We start from the raw sequence: 6,905 nt of genomic DNA, 5'->3' as shown, positions 1-6,905 counted from the left end.
GAAAATGGCACGCTCGGTTAACACATTAGTCTGACCTAGCGATATCCCTTTCTTGAGACGTCGATTTTTGCAGCCTCAGATTCACATCAGCACCGACTGTACTCTGAGACGGCGAAAGTGGCAGGCTCGGTTAACACATTTCTGACCTAGCGATATCTCTTTCTTGAGACGTCGATTTTTTCAGCCTCAGATTCACATCAGCACCGACTGCACTCTGAGACGGCGAAAGTGGCAGGCTTATCAAGCAAACTAGCTTTTGCAGCGCTGTAACTCGTTTTTTTCGAGTTACGTGCGGCCGCTGTGGCCTTTCGAGTGCTGTAACTCGATTTTTTCGTGTTACGGGCGGCCGCTGTGGCCTTTCGAGTGCCGTAACTCGATTTTTTCGTGTTACGGGCGGCCGCTGTGGCCTTTCGAGTGCTGTAACTCGATTTTTTCGTGTTACGTGTGGCCGCCGTGGCTTTTCGAGTGCTGTAACTCGATTTTTCGAGTTACGTGCGACCGCCGTGGCTTTTCGAGTGCTGTAACCCGATTTTTTCGTGTTACGGGCTTCAGCCGTGGCCTTTTGAGTGCTGTAACTCGATTTTTTCGTGTTACGGGCGGCCGCTGTGGCCTTTCGAGTGCCGTAACTCGATTTTTTCGAGTTACGTGCGGCCGCTGTGGCCTTTCGAGTGCTGTAACTCGTTTTTTTCGAGTTACGTGCGACCGCCGTGGCTTTTCGAGTGCTGTAACTCGATTTTTTCGTGTTACGGGCGGCCGCTGTGGCCTTTCGAGTGCTGTAACTCGATTTTTTCGTGTTACGGGCGGCCGCCGTGGCTTTTCGAGTGCTGTAACTCGTTTTTTTCGAGTTACGGGCGGCCGCTGTGGCTTTTCGAGTGCCGTAACTCGATTTTTTCGTGTTACGGGCGACCGCCATGGCTTTTCGAGTGCTGTAACTCGATTTTTTCGAGTTACCCATAACATCCACACCAATAAAAATAGCGCAACTCGATAATATCGAGTTACGCTTCTCAACCTTAGCCTTGGATCCCCACACACTAAAAAATCAGCTTCAATATTTTCGACTCCGCGGGTTCCAAGCGAACTCGGATATCACCAGTTGACGATATACTGCTTTCCTCCCATAGATCATACAGCGAATAAGTCACGTCACGAGGCAGGCCTAATCGGTCAAGTTGGATGACGGCCTCGACCGTTTCTGCTTTATTAAAGTTAAATACGGCTATGAAACAGTTGTCACCTGCCCTTTTATAAAAAACAGTGTCAGAAGCCGCATCCGTATTCCCCTCAAGCGGTATAAAGCTTTCCCCTGTTTTCGCAATTTCCAGTAACAAAGGACGAGTCAAACAATCCTCTGCTCTAATTCTTGCTTCCTCATGTCGGAAATCATCCCCCATAAGAAGAACTGTCCCGGCAATGAGGGACGCATTCAGACGGCTCCTACTTTCTTGTACCATCGTAGGTTCTTGGTTAAAGCTTTTGTATAAAACCGTATGGTCAGGATCGTTAAATGGAAATAAATTTCCATTCATCCACCAGCCATAGGTAAGTGAATTCAACATATACTCCGTATCTGTCAGTGTCCCGAAAGCGTCGCAGGAAATGCGCCTGCTATGCGCGTATTGATGCGGAAACATCGGCGCGATGGACAAGTTGATAAAGAACGGACGACCAATTACCTCAGGGTCAAGCCTATCTTTAATTAACGCCATGCCAAGGTTATACGCTTGAATCCCTGTACGCACCGCTTTATCGAAATGCACACCTTCCAACGCACCGTGTCCAAGGAAGTCGAGTTTAATGTACTCGAACCCGCACCTGACAAAACGTTCCAAATACCACGCCGTCCGCAACAGATTGCCAGGGTGGGTAGGATCAATGGCAAGCCCGCCATCTAACTCGGGTAGAACTTGCCCCTTTTCATCGCGCAACAGTAGCTCTCGGTACGTATATTTGCCATCCGTCCCTTCTACCACCCGATCATAATCATGCCCCCAGAAGGCAAAAGGTGTCCAATAAATGCCAGCCTTCTGTCCATTGTCACGAACGTGACGCACGGCGGCTTCTAGCTGCTCTTGCGATAAGTTCGTCCAGAAGGAATCGAAGTTGATATAGAGCGTCCCCTGCTGATGAAACCCGCAATCCGACAAGCTTTTTAAAAAATCCGACGTATGCGTGTATAACTCATAATCGAGCTTATCCCCGGCCGCCGACCAGCTATTCCATCCAAAAGGAGTACCATGTTCCCATTGTAAAGGTGGGGCTATCAGCGCATTAGCTTTTCCGTATTCCTCTAGTCCCGTTCTATAATCCTCATACATACCCACAAAGATACGCGGTGAAGTAATCGTTCTGCCAACTAACGTACCGTGAGCCATCGTATCGCGTGTATACTCGCCAGCTGCGCCACCAAATACCTCCAGACGGTGAATGGCAGCCCCCTCTTTACCGACTACTTTCAGACCGGTTTTCCACGTATCATGTGTCACCGAACCGATGACTAAGCCATTTCTTGATGTCGAGTCAAAAATAGCCGTCACCTCATAGCTTTCCAGCTGATTCGGCATGGCAATGGATTCATAACGTACCCACTTATCGTTATCAAAAGGTACGAGCAACGCGCGCAGTTCCTCAGCCGCCAACGAAACAATTGAAGATCCCTTCGCAGCATCCACCGTCAATGGTGACATATAATTCGTCTCCAAAGCTCCGCCCTCCAGCTCGACCTGAACGAAAAAGTATGGCGCTTTTTCATAAAGCCAGAAGGTCTGCTTCATAACCGGCTTTAACGGAGCAGTATGAATGACAGAGAAGTGGCAGCCTGTGCCGAATTCATCATGAATCACCTCAATGCCGCTAGCCGCCAGTTTGTGCTCCGAGTACTCAGTAGAAGCCACATCGGTGCCATCAATCCTCACAACACTGTAAACCCCGCTCATGCTGCTGCCTGTGCTCCATTCATAATTGGTTAATCCGCTGGACAGATCGACGATTATTCGGCATAACCCATTTCCGCCAACGACTTGCCCGTCCAACTCTTGAAACAATACCGTACTAGATGTCATCATTCCCCGCTCCTTCACGCTTTTGTATATGAAGAAGGAAGCCGGAGCAATCCCTCGGCTTCCTAATCCGTCTCTTATTTCCAAAGATCCATGCGTTTCTTGTAATTCTCGTTGATGATTTTCTCCACTTTCTCATCGCCAGCTGCTTTCATATCGGCAAGCATTTTATCGAACAGAGAAGCTGCATCCGCTTCTGTCTTGGAAATGATCACTTTCGTAATGGTCTGACTCATGATATCTGAAATTTTCTGGCTAACGAGCGCATCCGGGGTGCCGCCTGCAGGGCCGAGGTTATCATAAGCCGCTGTTTCCCATACCGTATCGGACAAATTCTTCAGTGCCATCTGGTCGATCTCGTTACGTGAGTAACGTCCCGGCAAATCATACGGCGTACCATCTGAGCCTTTACCGTTCTTCACGAACCAAGTCCATTTGCGGATACCTGTTTTCTTCGCGTAGTTATCCCAATCATCTTTGAAACCTTGAAGTACTTCCGGACGCGGTGTATGTTTGCCATCCTTCTGATCCCAGTGCACACCCTCAATTCCCCACATCAAAAGGTATTGGCCTTCTTCGCTAGCTAGGAAGTCAATGAGTTTCATCGTTCTTTCAGGGTTTTTATTCGTCTTTGTAATGGCAATTGCATCCCAACCAAGCGAGCTTTTTGGCCCTAAGGTTGTTTTTGCAGGGTCAACGCCTGGTCCCACAATTTTATACGGGTAAACCTGCTTCTCAATGCCGCCTTCTTTTTTCAGCACACCGTTAGGCGTACCGAAATCCCAATAAGCGCCAGGTGATGCAAATACGAGACCTTTAGAAATTTTTTGCTCCCACGTTTGTTTCTTGTTAACAGGCCATTCCGGATCGATTAAGCCTTCACGGTACAACTTGTTAATATACATCAGCATGTCCTTATATTTCGGGTCTTTCACATCGTATTTCAGTGTTCCATTATCTTCGTAATATACTCTCATTCCCCACATGCCTTTAAACGTTCCAAGCACAGCGCCCATGTTTTCACCGTTGAAGCTCATCGGGTATACGTCTTTGCCATCTACCTTACCAAGCTTTGTTTTAAAATCTTTCAGTAGAGCCTCGAATTCATCGGTCGTAAACGGCTTACCGCCTTCCGCTTTGTCTGGCGCAATCTGTTTCAGCCAATCCTTCCGCATATTGATACCGAATACAGGCTCATTCTCTGGACCGTACCAGTTAGAAAGATAGTAGTTTTTACCGTCCGTAAACCGCGTCTTCTTTAACGTGTCCCCATACATTTTCTGCACATTAGGACCATATTTTGCAATGAGATCATCCAGTGGAATAATCGCCCCTGCGGCGATGTACTTACTAACGATATCTCCGCGGTCCATGAGAACTAGATCCGGCAGATCGCTGCTGGCGAGCATCAAATTGAGCTTTTCGGAAGGATTGCCCGTTGGCTGCTGAATTTCAATCGTAACTCCTGTCCGTTTCGTAATTTCCTTAGCAACTTCATTAGTGAACGCATCGCCTGTATTTTTATCGAAAAATGTCATTTTTATCGGTGTCGTATCGTTTGCTTTGTTATCGGTTGTGGCTGCTGGTTTAACACTTGTTGAAGCCGTATTATCTTTGGTCGTACAACCAGCGATGACGGAACCCATAAGAACCGCTGATATCAGCACGTTGAATGTTTTTTTCGTTTTGAACATGAAATAAAATCCCCCTTGACTGAATGTATTTGAAACATATCTGCATGCATGACTTCCTAAGATTTCATCCTAACTTCTACGAAGGATCCCCCAACCACCGCCTTTCAGATATGAGATACAGGTCTACGCTTTAACAGCGCCAACCGTCATCCCTTTGACAAAATACTTTTGCAAGAAGGGATACACGATAACAATCGGGAGTGTTGCGACGATCGTTGCCGCCATGCGGATTGAATCCGACGATACAGCGAGGCGTTTGGCCGAATCTGCCATCTGCTGCGCATCGGAGACCATAGAAGACGTCTGATACTGATTCAATATTTTGACCAGAACCGCTTGTAAGGTCTTTAATTCGGGCTTATACGTAAATACATAGGAGTCGAACCAAGAATTCCAGTGACCGATCGCCGTAAACAAACCTATTGTTGCAAGCACTGGTGTTGTTAACGGCAATATGATCATAAGGAAGATTTGCAAATCGTTCGCACCGTCTATTTTCGCTGATTCATCTAATTCCCCAGGAAGTTGTTGAATAAATGTGCGTACCAATATCATATAGAAGACATTCATAAGCCCTGGTGCAATGTACACCCAGAAAGTATCAATAAGGTGCAGACTTTTTAAGATCATATAGTAAGGAATTAAGCCGCCGCCGAAGTACATCGTGAATATGAAGAACAATGTGATGGGTCTCCCACCAACTAGATCACGTTTGCTCAGCGGATAAGAAAGCAGGCAGATGACCAGAACCGCGAGAGGCGTGCCGATCAATGTGCGTGCAATTGTCACTTTGAGCCCATTAATAATTTCCTGATCGCCCAAAATCTGCGCATAGCTTGTTAGGGAGAAATCCCTCGGCCAGAAATACACACCACCCCGGATTGTATCCTCCGCACTATTTAGAGAGAGTACAAGAATGTTCCAGAAGGGGTAGAACGTTGCGATAAACATCAGTAAGAGGAACCCATATACGAACCAAGCGAAGAAAACATCGCCTCTCGATTTTGTTCTCATGTAAACCCACCCATTCCTATCTTTTCTTAGTTAGAACAAAGATTGCTGATTCATTCGTTTAGAGAGCGAATTGACGCTGACAACGAGGATAAAGGCAATGACCGATTTAAACAACCCTACAGCTGCTCCATAAGAAAACATGCCATTCTGTAGTCCGTAACGGTACGTATAGGTATCGATAACATCCGAATATTTCAAGATCGTGTTATTTTGCAATAAATACTGCTGATCGAAACCTGCGTTCAAAATCCCCCCGATGGACAATATAGCTAGAATGACAATCGTAGGGCGCAAAGATGGGAGTGTTACGTGGAACATTTGTCGCATGCGGCTAGCCCCATCAACTCTTGCTGCTTCATATAGTTCGGGATTGATAGCGGCTATTGCGGCCAAATACATGATTGCATTAAATCCCATGTCCTTCCACATATTTGAGACGGCAATGATCCCCCAGAAATAATGACCGTTTTGAAAAAATTGCACGGGTTGCTCTGTTATGTTCAGGAGCATTAATATTTTGTTGATCAGCCCTTGTGAAGATAGCAGTGTTATGATGATGTTGGCTGCTATGACCCAAGATATAAAGTGAGGTAAGTAGGATACCGTTTGCATCACTTTTTTGAATAAACCCGTCTTCACTTCATTAATCATTAACGCCAGTAGAATAGGAGCCGGAAATCCGATTAACAGGGATAAGAAGCTTTGCGCAATCGTATTTCGCATAATGATATAGAAGTCACCGCTGCTAAAGAAGTACCGAAACCACTCGAAACCGACAAACTTACTTGTAAAAAACTGATGAAAAAATGAACCTCCACCGGGCGAGTAATTGATAAACGCCATGTATAAGCCGAACATCGGACCATACGAGAAGAATAGGGTAGAGATGAAAGCCGGCAGGATCATTAAGTATAAGTATTTTTGGCTCTTCATCCTTCGGAGTCGCGCTTCCATGTGGTTAACCCGCCTTTTCCAGGCTGCGATGGCTAATGCCGCTCGATCACAACCATCATCATTTTGTATATTCTCATTATAGGAACGGGCCATTCACAATTCTATACAAACATCCTCCGAAACGTATTCCAAAATAACGGTCCTGAGGGTAATTCATTGTTTATTTGAGCTATACGTTTTACAA

The 6,905-nt window shown here is 46.2% G+C and carries 4 protein-coding genes; all 4 read right to left on the bottom strand.

What is annotated here, in order from left to right:
• Positions 1-1,034 precede the first annotated feature (1,034 nt).
• Entirely contained in the window at positions 1,035-3,065 is a 2,031-nt protein-coding gene (locus AC58QT_RS20100; protein WP_497410564.1) for an alpha-galactosidase, read from the bottom strand.
• A 71-nt stretch (positions 3,066-3,136) separates the two neighbouring features.
• The gene (locus AC58QT_RS20095) at positions 3,137-4,753 is read right to left on the bottom strand and encodes an extracellular solute-binding protein (protein WP_497410563.1); all 1,617 of its coding nucleotides are present in this window, start codon (positions 4,751-4,753) and stop codon (positions 3,137-3,139) included.
• 123 nt (positions 4,754-4,876) lie between these two features.
• On the bottom strand, positions 4,877-5,767 hold the full coding sequence (locus AC58QT_RS20090; RefSeq protein ID WP_497410562.1) for a carbohydrate ABC transporter permease: 891 nt from the start codon (positions 5,765-5,767) through the stop codon (positions 4,877-4,879).
• A gap of 30 nt (positions 5,768-5,797) precedes the next feature.
• Entirely contained in the window at positions 5,798-6,721 is a 924-nt protein-coding gene (locus AC58QT_RS20085; protein WP_497410561.1) for an ABC transporter permease, read from the bottom strand.
• Positions 6,722-6,905: the final 184 nt, after the last annotated feature.

It is taken from the genome of Paenibacillus sp. J31R109 (assembly GCF_059692055.1).
This window is presented reverse-complemented; position numbering and strand designations above follow the sequence as displayed.

Coding starts and splice junctions, on each gene's coding strand:
- AC58QT_RS20100 (WP_497410564.1), bottom strand. CDS start 3,065: ATGATGACATCTAGTACGGTATTGTTTCAAGAGTTGGACGGGCAAGTC.
- AC58QT_RS20095 (WP_497410563.1), bottom strand. CDS start 4,753: ATGTTCAAAACGAAAAAAACATTCAACGTGCTGATATCAGCGGTTCTT.
- AC58QT_RS20085 (WP_497410561.1), bottom strand. CDS start 6,721: ATGGAAGCGCGACTCCGAAGGATGAAGAGCCAAAAATACTTATACTTA.
- AC58QT_RS20090 (WP_497410562.1), bottom strand. CDS start 5,767: ATGAGAACAAAATCGAGAGGCGATGTTTTCTTCGCTTGGTTCGTATAT.